The 17,804-nt window shown below is 65.4% G+C and carries 16 protein-coding genes, 1 tRNA gene and 1 pseudogene; 3 read left to right on the plus strand and 15 right to left on the minus strand.

Going from position 1 to position 17,804, the window contains the following annotated elements:
• Positions 1–17: 17 nt before the first annotated feature.
• From G6P88_RS07470 to G6P88_RS07500, 7 genes are all read right to left on the minus strand, one after another.
• Positions 18–902 carry an SMP-30/gluconolactonase/LRE family protein gene (locus G6P88_RS07470; RefSeq protein ID WP_165322587.1) on the minus strand — a complete coding sequence of 295 codons (885 nt, stop codon included), beginning with the start codon at positions 900–902 and terminating at the stop codon, positions 18–20.
• Positions 903–1,016: 114 nt separating this feature from the next.
• The gene (locus G6P88_RS07475) at positions 1,017–1,799 is read right to left on the minus strand and encodes an IclR family transcriptional regulator (protein WP_165322588.1); all 783 of its coding nucleotides are present in this window, start codon (positions 1,797–1,799) and stop codon (positions 1,017–1,019) included.
• Between the two features lie 58 nt (positions 1,800–1,857).
• Positions 1,858–2,388, minus strand: a complete 531-nt coding sequence (locus G6P88_RS07480) for a short-chain dehydrogenase (protein ID WP_165322589.1) — start codon at positions 2,386–2,388, stop codon at positions 1,858–1,860.
• Positions 2,389–2,399: 11 nt separating this feature from the next.
• Complete coding sequence (locus G6P88_RS07485) at positions 2,400–3,128, minus strand: SDR family NAD(P)-dependent oxidoreductase (protein WP_165322590.1); 729 nt, start codon at positions 3,126–3,128, stop codon at positions 2,400–2,402.
• 3 nt (positions 3,129–3,131) lie between these two features.
• Positions 3,132–4,736 (minus strand): acyl-CoA synthetase, encoded by a 1,605-nt coding sequence (locus G6P88_RS07490; protein WP_165322591.1) that lies wholly within the window; start codon positions 4,734–4,736, stop codon positions 3,132–3,134.
• Positions 4,737–4,748: 12 nt separating this feature from the next.
• On the minus strand, positions 4,749–5,513 hold the full coding sequence (locus G6P88_RS07495; protein ID WP_165322592.1) for an enoyl-CoA hydratase/isomerase family protein: 765 nt from the start codon (positions 5,511–5,513) through the stop codon (positions 4,749–4,751).
• Between the two features lie 117 nt (positions 5,514–5,630).
• Positions 5,631–7,169: an SDR family oxidoreductase gene (locus tag G6P88_RS07500; RefSeq protein WP_165322593.1), complete on the minus strand. Its 1,539-nt coding sequence runs from the start codon at positions 7,167–7,169 to the stop codon at positions 5,631–5,633.
• A gap of 173 nt (positions 7,170–7,342) precedes the next feature.
• On the opposite strand from G6P88_RS07500, the gene G6P88_RS07505 reads away from it, so the two are divergent.
• The 3 genes from G6P88_RS07505 to G6P88_RS07515 all read left to right on the plus strand — a co-directional run bounded on the left by G6P88_RS07505 (position 7,343) and on the right by G6P88_RS07515 (position 12,286).
• Complete coding sequence (locus G6P88_RS07505) at positions 7,343–8,098, plus strand: SDR family NAD(P)-dependent oxidoreductase (protein ID WP_165322594.1); 756 nt, start codon at positions 7,343–7,345, stop codon at positions 8,096–8,098.
• Between the two features lie 167 nt (positions 8,099–8,265).
• Positions 8,266–10,446, plus strand: a complete 2,181-nt coding sequence (locus G6P88_RS07510; protein WP_226946768.1) for a TonB-dependent receptor — start codon at positions 8,266–8,268, stop codon at positions 10,444–10,446.
• A 178-nt stretch (positions 10,447–10,624) separates the two neighbouring features.
• Positions 10,625–12,286, plus strand: coding sequence for a flavin-containing monooxygenase (locus G6P88_RS07515; protein WP_165322595.1), 1,662 nt, complete (start codon positions 10,625–10,627; stop codon positions 12,284–12,286).
• A 117-nt stretch (positions 12,287–12,403) separates the two neighbouring features.
• On the opposite strand, the gene G6P88_RS07520 is transcribed toward G6P88_RS07515, so the two are convergent.
• The 8 genes and pseudogenes from G6P88_RS07520 to rnpA all read right to left on the minus strand — a co-directional run bounded on the left by G6P88_RS07520 (position 12,404) and on the right by rnpA (position 17,795).
• Entirely contained in the window at positions 12,404–13,039 is a 636-nt protein-coding gene (locus G6P88_RS07520) for an IclR family transcriptional regulator domain-containing protein (RefSeq protein ID WP_226946861.1), read from the minus strand.
• A gap of 24 nt (positions 13,040–13,063) precedes the next feature.
• Positions 13,064–13,234 (minus strand): annotated as a pseudogene (locus tag G6P88_RS20295) (helix-turn-helix domain-containing protein); the annotation flags it as partial.
• A 270-nt stretch (positions 13,235–13,504) separates the two neighbouring features.
• Positions 13,505–13,589, minus strand: a tRNA-Leu gene (locus G6P88_RS07525).
• Between the two features lie 42 nt (positions 13,590–13,631).
• On the minus strand, positions 13,632–14,756 hold the full coding sequence (gene dapE, locus G6P88_RS07530; RefSeq protein ID WP_165325006.1) for a succinyl-diaminopimelate desuccinylase: 1,125 nt from the start codon (positions 14,754–14,756) through the stop codon (positions 13,632–13,634).
• 92 nt (positions 14,757–14,848) lie between these two features.
• On the minus strand, positions 14,849–15,478 hold the full coding sequence (gene yihA, locus G6P88_RS07535) for a ribosome biogenesis GTP-binding protein YihA/YsxC (protein WP_165325008.1): 630 nt from the start codon (positions 15,476–15,478) through the stop codon (positions 14,849–14,851).
• 26 nt (positions 15,479–15,504) lie between these two features.
• Positions 15,505–17,238 carry a membrane protein insertase YidC gene (yidC, locus tag G6P88_RS07540; protein WP_165322597.1) on the minus strand — a complete coding sequence of 578 codons (1,734 nt, stop codon included), beginning with the start codon at positions 17,236–17,238 and terminating at the stop codon, positions 15,505–15,507.
• A 27-nt stretch (positions 17,239–17,265) separates the two neighbouring features.
• Positions 17,266–17,478: a membrane protein insertion efficiency factor YidD gene (gene yidD / locus G6P88_RS07545; protein WP_165322598.1), complete on the minus strand. Its 213-nt coding sequence runs from the start codon at positions 17,476–17,478 to the stop codon at positions 17,266–17,268.
• Positions 17,475–17,795, minus strand: a complete 321-nt coding sequence (gene rnpA / locus G6P88_RS07550; RefSeq protein ID WP_165322599.1) for a ribonuclease P protein component — start codon at positions 17,793–17,795, stop codon at positions 17,475–17,477. The genes yidD and rnpA overlap by 4 nt, the downstream gene beginning before the upstream one ends.
• Between the last annotated feature and the right edge of the window lie 9 nt (positions 17,796–17,804).

Below are 17,804 nucleotides of genomic sequence, written 5' to 3' on the forward strand. Positions count from 1 at the left end.
AGTGCGTCCGGCGGCGATTAATCCCGGATGTGATCGGGCGTCGCGAAACGCGCCTCGGCGAGGCCGCGCGCGCCGCAATCGCGGATAGCGAGGATGCGCCCCCCATCGATATGGTCGGTGACGAGATGCCGGCCCGAATCGCCGATGCTGGTGACGAAGAGGATGTCGAGATCGGGGCCACCGAAGGCCGGGCAGGACGGGAAAGGCATCGGCACCTCGATACGGCGCAGCAGCTGGCCGTCAGGCGACACGCAGGCGATCGCCTGGTCGAGCACCAGCGCGATCCAGAGATTGCCGTCCGCGTCCACCGTAGCGCCATCGGGCGCTTTGCCGATCCCGTCGAGTGCAATTCGCCCCAGCGCCTCGCCGACCGCGCCGCTGCCCGGGTCATAGCGATGCCGCCGGATGAACCCGTCGAGGCTGTCGGCGAAGAATATCTCGGCGCCGTCGGGCGAGAAGCAGATGGCGTTGCCGATCCTTATGCCGTCGGCGAGCGCGTCCGGCGCGGCATCACCACCCAGCCGCCAGAGCTTGCCGGTCGCGACATCGTCTAGCTGGGTCTCTCCACAGAAGAAGAACCGCCCATTACGGTCGAGCTTGCCGTCGTTGAGCCGAGTCGAGCCGGAGAGTCTGGGCAGGCTGGCCAGTTCACGTACGGCGCCGTGCGCGTCGATCAGACAGAAGCGGTCGGCGAAGGCCACGAGCAGCCCGCCATCGGCCAGCGCGATGCTGCCGGGAAGCTCGGCATAGTCCCAGCGCGAGAGGAGCGTGCCGTCGATCTTTGCGGCGAAGATCGACATGGCCCGCGCATCGACCCACCAGAGGCACTGGTTGCGGACGTCCCACAGGGGACTCTCGCCCAGCTTGCAGCGATGCTCGCCCAGAAATGCGATGTCGACCATGACGCCTCGTCCTCTCCTATCGAACCGCCATCCTAGGCAGAGGGCAGCGCCCGCCATGCGCGCATCGCTTCCGCTCGCGCACTATCACGTCCGCGATAGCCGCTGGCGCGCCGGTCAGTCGTCGTCGCCCTCGGGCATCGGCGATGGGGCGAAGGCGCCCTGTTCGAACTCGGCGATGATGTCGCGCATGATCGACACGATGCGATCACGATTGACGTCGATCCGCTCGGCAAAGCCCCCTACCCCGATCGCCAGCGGAATGCCGTAGAGATCGGCATCGAGCGGCATCGCGATCGACGAGACCTCCATCGTCGGCCGGTGGGGTACGTGCGAATAGCCCTGTACCCGGACCCGGCCGATCTGCTGCATCAGCTCCGTCAGCGAGACGCGCTCGCTGTCGTCGGTCGCATAGGCGTTGGAATAGCGGCGCAGCTTGTCGATCTTGGCGTCGTCCATCCGCGACATCATCGCGATCCCCGACGAGGAATCGACCAGCTTGCGCATCGCCCCGACACGCGGCGCCATCTTATACTCGTGAGAGGGCGTGAGCAGGATGACGTACTGGATGAACAGGTCGTTCTGCGTCACCAGCGCGACGGTTTCGTCGGTCCGGCGCTGCAGTTCGCTGATCATCTCGCGATAGCCGCCCGACGCCTGGATATAGCCCGGCAGCCAGCTGCCGAGATGCGAGAAGCGCGTCGTCGGCAAATAAGTGCGGGTCTCCCGATTGTAATTGAGATAGCCGGCCCCGACCATGCTCTTGAGCAGCTGGGTGGTGCTCGACTGGGGATAGCCGAGCGTGGTGTGGATCTCGTGCAGCGGGAGCGGCCTGCGGCGCTCCGCGAAGAGCTCCATGATCTCGAAGGTCCGCAGCGCGGACTTGACGCCAGCCAGCATAGCCTATCCCTGCGCGCGCCACCGTGCCTAGGCGATGGGCGTCGTTGCGACGGTCCTACTACCGCCGCCGGGCCTTGGTCATCCTCAAATTGGCGCCCCCGTCGAAGGGAAGGACGTGGCCGTTGATGCCATGTCCAGTCAGAAGCGCGACACCGATCTGCGCGGCCTGGCCGATCCACCCGTCCGGCAGACGGCTCCGGTCCCGCGGAAAGGCGATCATGTTGACGACCAGCCCCGCGCCCATTCGCTCCAGCACCAGCGAACGCGTCAATCCAATCGCGAAACCCGACAAGGCGGCGGCCGGTACCGCATGCCATTCGCCCAGATGGTCGAGCGAGCCCAGCAGCAGGATGCTGCTCCGCCCTGGCGGCAGCGATTGCAGATGGTCGGCCAGATCGAGCGCCGGCGTCAGAAAGCCTTGTTCGAACTCGGCATCGGGCAGATCGAGGAAAGATGTGGCGCAAGCGGGCGGCGTCGCGTCTACGAGCGCGCAGCGCGCAGCGATCTCCGGCGAAAGCAGCGCGGCGATTGCATCACGCATATCCGCAAGAAAACGGGTCGCGCCGAGCGCCAGCAGGCCTTCTGTCATCGTCCGTCCCGTCAGAGTGGCTCGACGCCGAGCGATTTTCCGCCATCGACAAGGATCACCTGTCCGCTCAGCTTCCGGCCATCTTCGGACGCCAGATAGGCAACCGCCGAGGCTATGGAGTTCGGCGCGAGCGCCGCGCCGCTCGGCTCCAGCGCGGTCAATTGCGCCCGCATCGTGTCGGTGAAGTCGGCGATCATCCGCGTCTCGACCATGCCGGGCGCCACGGCGTTGACCGCGATCCTGCGCCAGCGCAGTTCGACCGCCATAGCCCGGGTCATCGCGACGACGGCGGTCTTCGACGCGACATAATGCGCAGCTCCTGCCCCGCCAAGATAGCCGCGCGATGCGATATTGACGACCGCGCCCCCCGACATGCGCCGCGCAGCCTCCTGCGCCACCACGAAACTACCAAGGACATTCACGCGCAGCATGCGTTCGAAGTCCGTTCTACGAAGCTGCGCGAAGAGCAAAAGCTCGGCAGCGATGCCGGCATTGTTGACGACCAGGTCGAGCCGGTCGAAACCGGCGATCGCGTCCGCGACCCCTGTTCGATCGGTAATGTCGACGGCCCTACCGCTGATGTCGAGGCCCTTGGCTTCCGCGTCCGCCGCCGCCTCGGCAACCACCTCCGCGTCGCGGTCGAACATCGTCACCGACCAGCCCTGCCCCGCCAGCATGTGCGCAATGGCATTGCCGATCCCGCGCGCCCCGCCGGTGACGATCGCCTGGGGTCGCGCCATCGCTCAGTTCAGCGGATCGGCGGCGAGGATCGGGCCAAGCTGGTCGAGCGCACGCCGATAGTCGGCCTTGCCGCTCGCATGGCGCGGCATCTCGGCAACCTCGACCAGCCTGCGCGGCAGCTTGTAGCGCGCCAGATCGGTTTCGAGCGCGGCCCGGACGCTATCGCGATCGAAGCCAGCGCCGGTCTTGACCAGCGCCACGACCGCCTTGCCCCAGCGGTCGTCCGGGACGCCCACCACCATCGCATCCTCGATGCCGGGCGCCCGCTTGAGCGCCTCCTCGACCTCTTCAACGAAGATCTTTTCGCCCCCGCTGTTGATGCAGAGATTACCCCGGCCGACGAGTCGGATCAGACCGTCGGGCATGCGCTCGGCAATGTCGCCCGGCACGGCGTAAGGCACCCCGTCGATCAGCGGATAGGTCGCCGCAGTCTTCTCCGGGTCCCCATAATAGCCCTTGGCGAAGGGCGCCCTTCGCGCGAGCCAGCCCTCGCCCGGCTGCCCGTCGGGCAGCGGCTTGCCGCTCTCGACATCGATGATGACGGTTTGACGGCCAGGCTCGAAGAAGCCGGTGGGTGTTTCCTGTGTCGCGGTCGTCACCGCATAGCCGAGGCCCGACGCTTCCGAGGCGCCCAATATGTCGACCAGCGCAATCTGCGGGATCAGGCGGACCAACTCCTGCTTGACCTCGCGGCTCCACATCAGGCCAGCCGAGGAGATCACGCGCATCGAGCCGAGCGACCAGCGGCCAGGATGCGCCGCCAGAGCCTGCGCCATAGGGCGGGCGAAGACATCGCCGACGATCAGGACGCGGGTGACCTGCCAGCGGTCGACCACGTCCCATAATTCCTCGGCGTCGAAGCGATCCTTCGCGAGCAGCAGCGCGGTTCCGCCCATGATCAGCTCCGCCATGCAGCTGTTGAGCCCCGCGCCGTGCATCAGTGGGCAGGCCGGCAAAACCCGGCCGGGTGCTGCATTGTCCGCAACCTGGCGGATATGGTCGTCCATCGTCAGGATCGCCGTCTTCACGACGGGCGATTCGAGCTGGACGCGGCGCGCATCGGCGGCGCGCCACATCACGCCCTTGGGCTTGCCGGTGGTGCCCCCGGTGTAGAGAAGATAGCCGTCATCGGGCGAGCGCTCGATCCCCAGGGCCGAACCGTCGCCCTGCCCGACCATGGCATCATAGGCGCCACCGCCGTCGATCTGGACGGACAACAGCAGATGGTCGAGACGCCCGTCGATAGGGGCCACGACCGGCGCGAACTCCGCCTGATAGAAAAGCGCGGACGCCGTGCAGTCGGCGAGGACATATTCGGCCTCGGCCGTGGTGTAGCGGTAGTTGATGTTGACGTGCGTCAGCCGCGCCTTGAAGGCGGCGCAGGCGATCTCGATGAACTCGGGGATGTTGCGCGCCAGGATGGCGACGCGGTCACCGGCCTGCAGCCCGCCTGCCAGCATAGCGCGGGCCAGCCTGTTGGTGCGGGCATCGAACTCGCCCCAGGCAATGACCCGCTCGCCATGGATGATCGCCGGCCGATCGGCCGGAACGACCGATGCGGTGGCGTCCAGCAGATCGCCGAAATTCCAGTCGCTCGCCCAGCCCATAATCCGCCCCCTTCAGCGGCCGAGGAAGTTGGGCGCGCGCTTCTCGACGAAGGCGGCGACCGCCTCGGCGGCATCATGCGACTTGGACAGGAGCGCTGTGTTGCCCTGCTCGTAGATATAGCCGTCGCGGAGCGTCATATTCTCGATCGTGCGCATCGAGTCCTTGGCGAGCTTGGTCGCCAGCGGGCTCTTGCTCGCAATGTTGCGTGCCATGTCCATGGCGAACGGCATCAGCTCTTCATGTGGCAGGCACGCCTCGATGATGCCACGACGATAGAGCTCGGCAGCCGGCGCCCGATAGCCGGTCAGCATCATCCGGCGGACCAGCGAATGCGGCAGGATCCGCGCGGCATGCTTGCCGCCGCCCATCAGGCCGACATCGACCTCCGGCAGGCCGAAGACCGCCGCCTCGGACGCGACGATGATGTCGCAACTTGCGACCAGTCCGAGGCCGGCACCCAGGGCGGGACCGTTGACCGCGGCGATGGTCGGCTTCGCATTGTCCGCAATCGCGTAGCTGATCTCGCGCACCTTGCGGTTGCGCGCCCAGCGCGCGCCGGGTTGCGACAGGTCGGGCCGGTTCTTGAGGTCTGCGCCCGCCGAAAAGCACTTTCCGGCACCGGTCAGCACCACGACGCGAACGTCGTCGCGGTCGTTGAAGCTGTCGAACACCGCCGTCAGTTCCTCGACGAAGTCCATGTTCTGGGAATTGACCGGCGGATTATCCATCGTGACGAGCGCCACATAATCCGACACGTCCAGCCTGACCTGACTCATAGCTCCATCTCCTTCGGATGGCGGCATAAGCGCTGGTGCGTACGGGAAACATCGAAGCGGAGAGTGGCGCGGCAGTATCTCATATGGGATCGGCTGGTGCCGCTGGCCTGAGGTCAATCAGAGTTCGGCGCGTCCGTCGATGGCATAACCTCCGTCCACGGCCAGCGTCGCACCGGTCACATAAGAGGCCGCTTCGGATGCGAGAAAGGCCACCGCCTCCGCGATTTCCTCGGGTCGGCCAAGTCGGCCGAGGGGCGTACGGGCAACTATGCCCGATGCATCACGCTCTCCATTTGCGAGCAGCCGCGCCACCCCGGGGGTCTCGATATAGCCCGGCGCGACGGCGTTCACCCGAATCCCGAGCACCGCGAGTTCGCAGGCGAGACTGCGCGTCAACATCGCCACGCCCGCCTTGGCCGCGCAATAGGCGTTGCGTGCAGGCAGGCCGAGGACGGAGGCGATAGACGCGATGTTGACGATCGCACCGCCGCCTGCCTCCCGCATATGCGCCGCCGCCACCCGGGCGCCGTACATCGCTCCCTTCAGATTGATGGCGACGATGCCCCGAAAATCGACGAGCTCCTGATCGGCCGTCGGCGCCAGCCTGTCCACTGCACCCGCATTGGCGACGAAGCAGGAAACCGGCCCCAGTCGGCGAACGGCTTCGTCGAAGGCTTTTGCCAGCGAGGCTTCGTCGGTCACGTCCGCCGCCAGGGGCAGGATGCCCTCCGGCACACTGCCGAGCGCCTCAACGTCGCGGTCGAGTACTGCGACTTTGCGTCCGCGCGACAGGAACAGGGCCGCCGTCGCCGCACCGATACCGCTGGCGCCGCCCGTGATGACGACGGCACCATCCCGCCGGCCTTGCGGAGCGACCTGGCGGGACGCTTTCGACGCGGCTCCGAAGGCATCGACCCCGCCGTCGACCGGCAGGCAGGCACCAGCGCAGAAGCGCGCACGCGCCACATGAAAGACCGCCTCGGCCATTTCTTCCGGTTGCCCAAGGCGGCCAAGCGGGATGGCACCCGCGACGAGCTCGCGCTGAAAGCGCCCCTCCTTTTCGAGCGCTGCGATGATGTCTGTGTCGGTATAGCCGGGCAGCACCGCGTTGACGCGGATGCCCGCCGGCGCCAGCTCGACCGCCAGCGCCCGCGTCAATCCCAGCAGCGCGCCCTTGGTCGCACCATAGGCCGCCCGACCGGGCAGCGCCCGGACCCCGGCGCCCGAACCGACATTCACGATGGCACCGCGACCGCGCCTTGCCATGCCGGATGCAACGGCACGCGCGAGCAGGAAAGGACCGTCGAGATTGACCGCGAGAAGCTGGTCGATGACATCGACAGGCACGTCCAGGAAGGGCCGCGCCTGCGCATCGACGATGCCGGCATTGTTGACGAGGATGTCGACAAGGCCGACCCGCTCTTCGATCACGGCCAGAGCGCGGGCGACCGAATCCTCGTCGGTGACATCCATCTCCACCCCGATATGACCGGGGCCCAGGGCGGCGGCGGCGGCATGACAGGCCGGATCGCGGTCGGCGAGGACGACCAGGTCGCCGGCGGCAGCGAAGCGGCGGGCACAGGCAAGCCCGATGCCGCGCACCGCTCCGGTCACCAGGACCACCGCGCCGCCCTCCGCCCATATTCCGTCGATCATCGCTGTCTCTCCCGGCCAGATTATCGACCGGAGAGCAGGCCTGTGCGGGCCGCCTGTCAAACCGGCGGTCTGCCCATTTTCAACTATCAAGCTGACGATAGTGCAAAGGGCCGTTCGAAAAGAGCCAGCAGACACCCGATGCCAGACCTAGATGCGACGCAAAGGAGCGAAGCATGGCAGGCGAACTCGATAACAAGGTGGCGGTCATCACCGGCGCATCGCGCGGACTGGGCAAGGCCATGGCCGAGCTGTTCGCGAACGAAGGCGCCAAGGTCGTGCTCCTCGACCTCAAGCAGCATTGGGCGCAGGCGGCTGCGGACGAGATCGTCGCACGCGGCGGCAATGCCGTGGGACTGGGGGCCGACGTCTCCGATCGCGATGCGGTCGCAGCGGCGATGGCGGACTGCGTGGCGCGCCACGGCCGGGTCGACATCCTCGTCAACAACGCGATGTGGAACCGCTACGACGTCCTTGAGGACATCGCGCCGGAGACGTTCGCCCGGATGACCGGCGTCGGCCTCGCGGCCATCGTCTGGGGCATGCAGGCCGCCGTGCCGCACATGGCACCCGGATCCTCGATCATCAACATCGGGTCGATGGCCGGTCGTCTCGGCAGTCGGGGCAGCATCCTCTATTCGGCGGTCAAGGCCGGCGTCGATGGCCTGACACGCGCCGCCTCGGTCGAGCTTGGCCCCAAGGGCATTCGCGTCAACGCCATCGCTCCCTCCACCGTCGCGACCGAAGGCGTTCTCGCGATCCTGTCAGAGGACAATCTGGCACTCCGTGTCGAGCAAACGCCGCTCGGTCGCCTCGGTGAGACCGACGATATCGCCCAGACCGCGCTCTGGCTGGCAGGCGAACGTGCGGGCTTCATCACCGGCCAGTCGATCGCGGTCGATGGCGGGATCGGGCATCGGCTCGGTCGCTGAACGGGCAATCGCGGTTGTGATTCTGGCGGGTTGCGGAGAGCCGCGATTGCCAATCCGTCGCACGATCCAGCAGTTTCACCAGGCAGACCGGTGCCTGGCGTCCCTCCTCCGAGGATAGGGCGAAGACGATAACCGGCTTTTGATATAGGCAATGATCGGGGAGTAGGATGATGGGGTCTCGATTCAACACACTGGCCGCGCTGTGCGGCGGTTGTGCGCTTTTGGCGCTGTCCGGCACGGCGATGGCACAGGCCACAACGCCGCAGGAACAGGCGGATGACGGATCCGTGTTCGGCGACATCGTGGTGACGGCGACCAAGCGGGCGGATGCGCAGAATGTGCAGCAGGTTCCCTTCGCGGTGACCGCCTTCGGTGCGAAGCAGCTCGCCGACCAGCATGTCCGCACGCTCGACGGGCTCGGTTATAGCGCGCCGAACGTCCAGCTCGACGACGTCGGCACCTCGCCCGGTTTCGCGAACTTCTCGATCCGCGGCCTCGGCATCAACAGCTCGATCCCATCGATCGACCCGACGGTCGGCGTGTTCGTCGACGGCGTCTACATGGGTATCAGCGCCGGCATCCTGTTCGACACCTTCGATCTCGAGGGCGTGGAAGTGCTGCGCGGGCCGCAGGGCCTGTTGTTCGGACGGAACGTGACCGGCGGCGCTGTGGTCGTGCGCACCTCCACGCCGACCAACGAGCTTTCGGTCAACGCGCGCGTCGCGGTGGAAACCGGCCTCAACAAGATCGCCAGCGCGGTCGTGTCGGGACCGATCGTGACCGACAAGCTCTCGGCCAAGGTCGCCGTCTATTATAATGACGACGACGGTTGGTTTTATAACAAGTTCAACGGCAATCATGATTTCGGCGCCTCGCGCACGCTGATCCTCCGCTCGGCGCTGCGCTTCACGCCGACCGAGACGCTCGACATCGTCGGCCGCTACGAACATGGCCGCATCCGCGGCGACGGCGCGGTCGTCAGCAATTTCGGCCTCTTCCCGCGCGAGAGCTTCGGCATCAGCGTCGACGAGGAAGGCGTGACGCGCAACAACTGGGACCAGGCCTCGCTCGAGATCAACATCGACACCGGTTTCGGCGACGGCAAGATCACGAATCTGACCGCCTATCGCGCTTATGAGGGCTTCGTCACCAGCGACATCGACTCGTCGCCCAGCTACACATTCCATTCCGATACGCTGACGCGCCAGCATCAGTGGAGCAACGAGCTCCGTTATGCAGGGACTTTCGGCCGCTTCGACGTGACCACCGGTCTCTATTACTTCCAGCAGAAGATCGACTATGTCGAACTTCGCCGGCTGTCGCGTGGCGCGCTGCGCATTTCGGGGGGCGGCATCCAGCACCAGAAGACGCTCGGCGCCTTCTTCTCGACCGATTGGCATGCGACCGACACGATCACCCTGAACGCTGGCCTCCGCTATTCCTACGAGCGCAAGCGTGTCCGGGTCGCGAACCTGGTCGGCAATCTGTGCGATCCGATCGCCCTGAAGGGCTGCACGGCCTATGGCTTTCGCGACTCCAACAGCTGGAGCGACCCCACCTTCCGGCTCGGCGCGCAGTGGCAGCCCGACAGTGAGACGCAGCTTTACGGCTTCTTCGCACGCGGCTTCCGCAGCGGCGGCTATAACTTCCGCAACGGTAATGCCAGCGTGGCACCGGGACCGTTCGACGCCGAGAAGCAGAACTCGTTCGAGATCGGCCTGAAGCGCGATTTCGGTCGTACCCTGCGCCTGAACTTGGCTGCGTTCCACAACACGGTGCTGGGGATGCAGCGCGAGATCATCACGCCCGTGCTGCCGATCGGCACTACCCAGGTGATCCGCAACTCGGCCGACCTGCGCCTGCAGGGCGTCGAAGCCGAAGCGACGCTGCGTCCATTCAAGCACCTGACGCTGAACGGCCAGTTCGGCTATACCAACGCCAAATATAAGAAGATCTTCTTCGACCTGACCGGCGATGGCGTGATCAACGCCCGCGACTTCGCGCTGAAGCCGCCACGCCTGTCGCCCTGGACCTATGGTGCCGCCGCGACCTTCGACCATGACCTGCCCAACGGCGGGGAGTTCACGGCGCGGGTCAGCTATGCCCACCGCGACGCGTCCTTCTCGAACGACGCGAATACCGGCGTGCTGACGTCCGCCAACATGATCGACCTGACCGCAGCCTATGAAACGCCGGACGGCCGCTGGAAATTTTCGATCTACGGCAACAATCTGTTCGACGATCAGACCGAGGGCAATGTCTCGCCGCTGCCCTTCTTCGCAGGGTCGACCTTCTCGTCGATCAACAAGGGCCGTGTGCTCGGCGCCGAAGTTACCTTCAAGCTCTGACCGGCCTTCTCCCGGCGAAAGGGGGTCCCGTTCCGGGGCCCCCTTTTTCGTGCGCGAGCACCAATCGCGCTTCGCGCCGTGCACGGATGTGATTGTTCGCGCCCCACCCGGCTTTCGTTCGGATGCGCCGCGCCCGCGCGGCATGGTCGCCGTGAGAGATGACTGAGGGTTCTAGAGAATGACGAATATCGGGGGATCGCAAGGTGCAGCCGAGGTGACGCGCGTCGACGCGCTGGTCGTCGGCGCGGGCTTTGGCGGCATGTATGCAGTCCATCGCCTGCGCGAGATGGGCCTGTCGCTGGTCGCGGTCGAGGCGGGCGACAATGTAGGCGGCGTCTGGTACTGGAATCGCTATCCGGGCGCGCGCTGCGACCTGATGTGCGTCGATTACAGCTACGGCTTCTCGGACGAGATCCAGCAGGAATGGACGTGGAGCGAGCAATTCGCCGCCCAGCCGGAAATCCTGGCCTATGCCAATTTCGTCGCCGACAAGCTCGACCTGCGACCGCATTTCCGCTTCAATACGCGCGTCATCAGCGCTGCGTGGGACGAGGCACGGACGCTGTGGGTCGCAAAGACCGACGACGGCGCGACCATCGAAGCCACTTATTGCGTAATGGCGACCGGCCCACTGTCGATTCCGAAAGATCCCGAATTCCCGGGCCTCGATCGTTTCAAGGGCGAAATCCTCCGCGCTGCCAAATGGCCGCACCAGCCGGTCAGCTTCGTAGGCAAACGCGTCGGTCTGGTCGGAACCGGCTCCACCGGTATTCAGATCGCTCCGGTCGTGGCGGAGGAAGCCCAGTCGCTCCACGTGTTCCAGCGCACCCCCAGCTTTGCCTTTCCGATGCGCAACACCGTACTTGAGCCCGATTATGTCGCCGAGCTCAAGCGCAACTATCAGGGCATTCGCGCCTCTGCCCGTGCCAGCCACCTGGGCGGCGTACGCCCCACCACGAGCCGTCCTTTCTTCAGCATCACGCCCAGCCAGCGCCGCGCGCTGATGGAGGATGCGTGGACGCGCGGCGGCCTGAATTTCATCGGCCTCTTCTCGGATCTGCTGACGAACATCGAGGCGAATGAGCAGGTCGCCGATTTCGTACGCGAGAAGATCGCCGAGACGGTCAAGGATCAGGACACCGCCGAACGGCTGAAGCCCAAGGGTTACCCCATCCTCGCGCGTCGCCCCTGCCTCGATACCGGCTATTACGAGATGTACAACAAGCCGAACGTGCATCTCGTCGACTGCCTCGCCAATCAGATCGAGTGCGTCACCGAGACCGGCCTGCGCACCAGCGCGGGCGAGGTCGAACTCGACACACTGATCCTGGCGACCGGCTATGACGGTCTGACCGGCGCGTTGCTCGCCTTCGAGGTGACCGGCCGCGACGGCCGCACCGTGCGCGACAAATGGGCGGACGGCGCCCAGTCCTTCCTCGGACTGATGATGGAGGGCTTCCCCAACCTGTTCATGGTGTGCGGCCCGAACGGCCCGGCCGCGCTCGCCAACATCATCACCCTCGACGAGCAGAATGTGGACTGGATCTGTCAGGTCATCACCCACATGCGCGAGCAAGGCTTCGCCACGGTGGATGCGACGGCCGAAGCGGAGGAGCAGTGGATGGAGCATGTCCGCGCGCTTGCGGAGCTCACCCTCGTGTCCAAGGCCAACACCTGGTATGTCGGCGCCAATGTCGAGGGCAAGCCACGCGGCCTGACCATCTTCACCGGCGGCTTCCTCAAGTTCAACGAAGCCTGCACTGCCGTCATCCGCGACGGATATCGCGGCCTGGACTTCGCGGCTGCACCGGTCTCGCACGAGGTGTCGGAGCCGGCCTGAACTCTCTCTGCCGATCGGACAAGAAAAGGGGGGACGGGGCCGCTTGTGCGATCCCGTCCCCTTCTCGTTTCGGGGGCCATCGGCCCGACGCGTCTCTGCGGCGGTGGCGAGCTTCGGTCAGCTGGCCTGTGCGTAAGGGATCTCGGCCTCGTCATCCTGACCCAGCAACTGCGCCGAATGGAAGGAAGCAATGGCCTCGCGCATCACGCGCAATATCTCGTTCTTCCGCTTCGAGATCGATTCGACCAGTCCGCCGACTCCCACCGCGAGCGGGATGCCATGCACCCGCTGGTCCAGCGCGATTGCGATCGAGGCCAGCTCCGGGGTCGGCTTCTTCGGCAGAAAGGCATAACCGACCTGCCGCGCCCAGCGGACCTCGCGCATGAACTCCTCGAAATCGGGAACCGCATCGGAGTCACGATTATAGTGGCGCGAATAGCGGTAGATCTTGTCGATCTCCCGGTCGCGCAGCCGGCTGAGCATGGCGAGCCCTGCAGATGAGTCGACCATCAGCCGCATCGTCCCCTCGTCCGGCGGCATGTTGAGTTCCTGGAGCCGCGAATAGGGCGCGTCGGCGTTGCTTACGAAGCGCACATATTGGATGAACAGATCGTTCTGCGACACGAGGCCGACCGTCTCTCCGGTGCGGCTGTGGATATCCTGGATAAGACGATCGAGTTCGCCATAGCTGTTGAGCGTCGTCGAAAGCCAGCTGCCGAGGCTGCTGACCTTCAGCGTTGGAAGGTAGGACATCGTTGAACGATTGTAATTGAGATAGCCTGCTACAACCAAGCTCTTCAGAAGATTGGTCGCACTCGACTGAGGATAATTAAGTTCGCGATATATTTCGTTCAGTCGCAAGGGACGCTTTTTCTGTTGAAAAAGTTCGAGAACCTGAATCGTCCGCGAAGCAGATTTTACAGTTCCGCGCTGCATACATCTCTCCATCCGGCATTTTATGTCTTATCGCGGATGTAATTTGCCACCGCTGTCAGCCATGGCAATGTTTCGGGGAAGTATTGCATATGTGATGCGAGATAGGCCCGCCCCAAAAGTACCGGAATCCCCTCCACCATCCTCCGGATGGTCCCCCTCCCCGTCCCGGGGAGGAACTTTGCCGCACACTATACACGAGTTCCTCCCCGGAACGGGGAGGGGGACCGCCGAAGGCGGTGGAGGGGAAGTGGCGGAAGTAATCGGAGAAGGAGCAGAAAGTTCTGGTGCGGGCGGTCGGACTCGAACCGACACTCCTTGCGGAACCGGATTTTGAGTCCGGCGCGTCTACCAATTTCACCACGCCCGCGTGCGCCGCAGCTATAGCGGCTCCTGCTGCCCGTGCAACCGTTCAGCGCGCCAGCGCGACCCGGACGATCTCTTCGTAGATGTCGGCGAGGGCGTAGAGGTCCGGCACGGCCACGGCCTCGTCCAGCTTGTGCATCGTCGCGTTGCACAGGCCGAACTCGACCACCGGACAGATCCGCGACAGGAAGCGCGCATCGGACGTCCCGCCGGTCGTCGACAGCTCGGGCACCAGCCCGGTCACCTTGGTGATCGCCGACGAAACCAGCGCCGAGAAGTCGCCCGGCGGCGTGATGAAGCTCTCGCCGGAGATGACGGCCTTGATCTCGGCATGCGGCGCATGGGCCAGAACCGTCCGGCTGACCCTTTCGACCAGCTCGGCGCCCTTATGCTCGTCGTTGAAGCGGATGTTCACCCGCGCGCTCGCCTTTGCCGGGATGACGTTGGTCGCGGAATTGCCGACATCGACCGTCGTGATCTCGAGATTCGAAGGCTGGAACCAGGCATTGCCGTCGTCGAGGTGCAGCGCATCGAGCGCCGCCAGCGCCCGTACGAGCTCAGGCACGGGATTGCGGGCAAGATGCGGATAGGCGACGTGGCCCTGCGTCCCGGCATTCTCGATCCAGATGTTGACCGAGCCGCGCCGCCCGATCTTCACCATGTCGCCGAGCCGATGGGTCGAGGTGGGTTCACCGACGAGACACAGATCGGGGCGAATGCCGCGCTCGTTCATCCAGTCGATCAGGGCGACCGTGCCGTGCGTGGCCGGTCCTTCCTCGTCGCCGGTGATGATCAGGCTGACCGTGCCGCGATCCTGCTCGATGCGCGCGATGGCGGCGATGAAGGCGGCGATCGCCCCCTTCATGTCGACGGCGCCGCGCCCGTAGAGCAGTTCGCCGCGTATCTCGGGGACGAAGGGGTCGCCGGTCCAGCCGCTGCCCGGTGGGACGACGTCGCTATGCCCGGCAAAGGCGAAATGGGGTCCGCTCTCGCCCCGGATAGCGAACAGATTCTCGATCGGGCCGTCGGGCGGACCGCCCGCCGCAAAGCGATGCACCGCGAAGCCGAGTCCTTCGAGCGCTTCGGCAATCACGGCCATCGCACCGGCGTCGGCAGGAGTGACGCTGGGACAGGCGATGAGGCGCTGGGTCAGCGCAAGCGGGTCGATCATATCGGTCACGCGCCTCGCCTAGCGCGGTCGCGCCGAGATGCAAGGCCCTGAACCATCGGGAAGCGAGCCGGGAGGCCCAGGGGATCGGCCGATCAGCGGATCGCGTCGAGGATCGCCGCGCGCAGTTCGGCCATACCGAAATCCTTCTCGCTCGACGTCACCAGCAGGCGGGGATGGGCGGCGACATGCTTGCGCGCCTCGGCCTCGGTCTGCTCGGTCACGGCAGCCAGTTCGCTTGCCTTGATCTTGTCGGCCTTGGTCAGGACGAGGTGATAGGTGACCGCAGCCTTGTCGAGCATGTCCATGATCTCGCGATCGACATCCTTGATGCCGTGGCGGCTGTCGATCAGGACGAGCGCCCGGCGCAGCACGACCCGCCCGCGCAGATAGTCGTTCACCAGGAAGCGCCACTTGCGGACGATGTCCTTCGGCGCCTTGGCGAAACCATAGCCTGGCATGTCGACCAGCCGCAGCGTCGGCACGCCACCCTCTTCGGTCGCGCCGACGTCGAAGAAGTTGAGCTCCTGCGTTCGTCCCGGCGTGTTCGATGTCCGCGCCAGCCCGACACGGTTGGTGAGCCGGTTGAGCAGCGACGACTTGCCGACGTTCGACCGCCCGGCAAAGGCGATCTCGGGCGCGTCCGGCTCAGGCAGATGCTGCAGCCCGGGAGCCGATTTGAGGAATGAGACCGGACCCGCGAACAGCTTGCGCGCGGGCTCCATCAGTTCCTCGAAGGGGACCTCGTCGTTCACTTCTTCTTCGTCGCAGTCACGACCGTAGCGGAAGCAGGCACCGGCTCGACCGGATATTGCCGGTACAGCCACGCCTGTTGCGCGATCGTCAGGAAGTTGGAGGTGATCCAGTAGATCAGCAGGCCCGCCGCGAACGGCGCCATGATGAACATCATGATCCAGGGCATCAGCGCGAAGACCTGCTTCTGCGCATCGTCCATCGGCTGCGGATTGAGCTTGAACTGGAGCCACATCGACACGCCGAGCAGCAGCGCGAGGATGCCGATGCCGAGGAAAGCCGGCGGCTCGAAATCGAGCAGGCCGAACAGGTTGAGCAGATGCGCGGGATCGGGCGCCGAGAGATCCTTGATCCACAGGACGAAGGGCTGGTGACGCATTTCGATCGTGACCATCAGCACCTTGTAGAGGCCGTAGAAGACCGGAATCTGGACCAGGATCGGCAGACAGCCCGCGAGCGGGTTGACCTTCTCCTCCTGGTACAGCTTCAGCAGCTCCTGCTGGAGGCGCGGCTTGTCGTCCTTGTAGCGCTCCTGCAGTTGCTTCATCTTCGGCTGGACGCGACGCATGCCGGCCATCGAACGGAACTGCTTCTGCGCGATCGGGAACATCATTCCACGGACCAGGAAGGTCAGGATCATGATCGCGACGCCGAAGTTGCCGACCAGCTTGAACACCTGATCGAGCACCCAGAACATCGGCTTCTCGATGATCTCGAACCAGCCCCAGTCGATTGCGCGACCGAACTGCTCGACGCCGCCTTCCTCCTCATAGCGGTCGAGGAGGTTGACCTCCTTCGCGCCGGCGAAGAAGCGCTGCGTGACTGACTCGCTCGCATTGGGGCGGATGACATGCGGGCGACCGGTCTGGACCGCCTGATAGACCTTGGGAGCGGTGGTCAGGAAACCTGCCTCGACGCTGTCCTTGCCGTTCGGGATCAGCGCCGTCAGCCAATATTTGTCGCCGAAGCCGAGCCATCCGCCGGTGGTCGAGAAACGCGCGCCGGCCGAGCCGGCCTCGTCGAGCTTTTTGAAGCTCAGATCATAATTGGCCTTGTTCGAGAACACGCCGATCGGTCCGGTGTGCAGCGTCCAGGTCGAGGGATCCTTGGAGATGCCGTCGCGCGAGACGAGGCCATAAGGCCGCGCCGCGACCGCACCGGCGCCCTTGTTGATCAGGCGCTGGGTAACGGTGAACATATAGTCCTGGTCGACCGCGATCACCGTCTGGAAGAGCTGGCCGCGATTGTTGTTCCAGCTGAGCGTGACGGGCTGACCCGGGCGCAGAGCGTTCTGATCGGCGGTCCACAGGCTGTTGGGGCCCGGAGCATCGACGCCGTCGCCGGTCCAGCCAAAGCCGGCATAATAGGCCCCTGCCGAGCCCTGCGGCGACAGCAGGCGAACCGGGGGGGCATCCTTCTTGACCGTCTCGCGATAGGTCTTGAGGACAAGGTCGTCGATGCGGGCGCCGCGCAGATTGATCGACCCGGCCAGCTTGGGCGTGTCGATCGCGATGCGGGGCGTGCTGCCGATGACCGCCGTGCGCGAACGCAGAACGCGTGGGGCGTCGCCAGCGGTCGGCAGGGCGCCGGGCGTGGCGGGTGCCGCCCCCTGCTGTGCGGCGACCGGGGGCGCCTTAGGAGTCGGGAAGAAACGCTCGCTAGCCAGTTGCCAGCCCAGCAGGACGAGCAACGACAGTACGATCGCGAGGATCATGTTGCGCTGGTTTTCCACCAAAAACTCCCGATATTCCTTAAATGGTCAGGGAACCGGGTCGAAACCCGATCCCCCCCAGGGATGACAGCGACAGATTCGGCAAACCCCGAGCCACCCGCCTTTGAGCGCGCCATAGCGCGAGACGGCCTCGATCGTATAGGCCGAACAGCTGGGACTGTAGCGACAAGTGGGGGGAAGGATCATCGACGGGCCCAGCTGCCAGGCCCGGGCCAGGAGAATGATGATCCGGCCGATCACCGCGCGACCTTGCCGAGCGCCTTCAGCAGCTCGGTGCGCAACAGCGCGAAGTCGCGCTCGATGCCGCCGGCCCGGCCGATCAGCACATGGTCCGCACCCGCGATTCCGGCGACCGGAAACAGCTCCCGCGCCAGCTCGCGAAAACGGCGGCGCATCCGGTTCCGGACCACCGCGTTGCCGACCTTCTTGGTGATGGTGATGCCGAGGCGCATCATGGGGTCGTCGTCGCTGCGCGGGCGGACGAGCAGGACGAAGCCGGGCATCGGCGCTCTCCTGCCTCCATTTGCTGCCAGAAAATCCGCGCGGCGCCCGAGCACCGCGTAGGG

The organism is Rhizorhabdus phycosphaerae, from assembly GCF_011044255.1.
Taxonomy (GTDB): domain Bacteria; phylum Pseudomonadota; class Alphaproteobacteria; order Sphingomonadales; family Sphingomonadaceae; genus Rhizorhabdus; species Rhizorhabdus phycosphaerae.

Coding starts and splice junctions, on each gene's coding strand:
- G6P88_RS07505 (WP_165322594.1), top strand. CDS start 7,343: ATGGCAGGCGAACTCGATAACAAGGTGGCGGTCATCACCGGCGCATCG.
- G6P88_RS07480 (WP_165322589.1), bottom strand. CDS start 2,388: ATGACAGAAGGCCTGCTGGCGCTCGGCGCGACCCGTTTTCTTGCGGAT.
- G6P88_RS07485 (WP_165322590.1), bottom strand. CDS start 3,128: ATGGCGCGACCCCAGGCGATCGTCACCGGCGGGGCGCGCGGGATCGGC.
- G6P88_RS07475 (WP_165322588.1), bottom strand. CDS start 1,799: ATGCTGGCTGGCGTCAAGTCCGCGCTGCGGACCTTCGAGATCATGGAG.
- G6P88_RS07500 (WP_165322593.1), bottom strand. CDS start 7,169: ATGATCGACGGAATATGGGCGGAGGGCGGCGCGGTGGTCCTGGTGACC.
- G6P88_RS07470 (WP_165322587.1), bottom strand. CDS start 902: ATGGTCGACATCGCATTTCTGGGCGAGCATCGCTGCAAGCTGGGCGAG.
- G6P88_RS07510 (WP_226946768.1), top strand. CDS start 8,266: ATGATGGGGTCTCGATTCAACACACTGGCCGCGCTGTGCGGCGGTTGT.
- G6P88_RS07490 (WP_165322591.1), bottom strand. CDS start 4,736: ATGGGCTGGGCGAGCGACTGGAATTTCGGCGATCTGCTGGACGCCACC.
- dapE (WP_165325006.1), bottom strand. CDS start 14,756: ATGATCGACCCGCTTGCGCTGACCCAGCGCCTCATCGCCTGTCCCAGC.
- yihA (WP_165325008.1), bottom strand. CDS start 15,478: ATGGAGCCCGCGCGCAAGCTGTTCGCGGGTCCGGTCTCATTCCTCAAA.
- G6P88_RS07520 (WP_226946861.1), bottom strand. CDS start 13,039: ATGTCCTACCTTCCAACGCTGAAGGTCAGCAGCCTCGGCAGCTGGCTT.
- G6P88_RS07515 (WP_165322595.1), top strand. CDS start 10,625: ATGACGAATATCGGGGGATCGCAAGGTGCAGCCGAGGTGACGCGCGTC.
- G6P88_RS07495 (WP_165322592.1), bottom strand. CDS start 5,513: ATGAGTCAGGTCAGGCTGGACGTGTCGGATTATGTGGCGCTCGTCACG.